Annotated in this window: 1 protein-coding gene; it reads left to right on the forward strand. The window is 38.6% G+C overall.

The genetic code is table 11. The features are described 5' to 3' along the window. Positions 1–1,045, forward strand: a 1,045-nt coding sequence (locus ACHABW_RS25835; protein ID WP_435759894.1) for a Mu transposase domain-containing protein, incomplete at its 5' end; no start/stop codon positions are given. Positions 1,046–1,121: the final 76 nt, after the last annotated feature.

A 1,121-nucleotide genomic window follows, 5' to 3' on the forward strand; every position in this document is an offset into this window, starting at 1 on the left:
TGTGTCCTTCCCTTTTAGTAACACCTTTTATTTTCAAGTATTTCCTTCGGAAAATACAGAATGTTTACTTGAAGGATTACAACGTACATTTCGTCATATCGGTGGTGTTCCAACAACTATTCGATTCGATAACTTGTCACCTGCGGTCTCAAAAATCATGGGCAAAGGAGCACGTAAACTAACCGATACCTTCGAAAGGTTTGTCTTACACTATGGTTTCCGATATGAGTTTTGTAATCCAGGGAAGGGAAATGAAAAAGGGCACGTAGAAGCGATGGTTAAATACGTGCGGAACAATTTTCTTTTGCCTGAATGTACGGTGGCTAACTTAGATCACTTTAATAAGACGCTTTGGAATAAGGCAGAGGAAGACCGGCATCGCATGCATTATAAGAAGCAGGTACTTCAATCAGAGTTATATAAAGAAGACCAAAGTAAGTGGCTTCACCTTCCTGAGAAAGATTTTGAATGTGCTTATTACCATGAAATGAAGGCTGATAAGTATGGCTTTGTGAGTTTGGACAATAAGGAATATTCTACCTCTCCGAGGTTTGCAAAACAAAGAGTAAAAACACGTCTTACCTTTAATACTGTCGTTGTATTAAATGAAGACAATGAACCCATTGTCACGCATTCTCGACTATATGGTGTGAAGCGAAAATCGATGATATGGCAGCCTTATCTTGAATTATTATCAAAACGTCCGAAAGCTATTAAATATTCAAGCTTATATGATCAATTCCCTTATGCTTGGTCTCAATACTTAAAAGATTGCACAGAAGAGGAACGGAAAATGGGGTTACGTTTACTAGCGAAACTCTTAAAAAATGATGATTTCACATTACTGAACAAAGCGCTCCAATTGGCTTCCTCTCATGGTCATCCTAGCGCAGATCAAATTAAGCACTGTTTTTATTCGTTATTGAATCAAGACCGTTCTCATATGGAAATTACTCCTCGTATGAAGGTGCCCGTCTTGCCAAACGCATCACGCGGCCTTTCTCATTATGATGCCTTTTTTCAAGAAGGAGGTGATCGTAAATGAAAGAGCAAATCGAAGCTTATGCCAAACAGTTGAAGCTTAGCTGGATTCGTGAACATTATCATGAAATTGAAGCTGA

Source organism: Salipaludibacillus sp. CF4.18 (assembly GCF_051262595.1).
Lineage (GTDB): Bacteria > Bacillota > Bacilli > Bacillales > Salisediminibacteriaceae > Salipaludibacillus > Salipaludibacillus neizhouensis.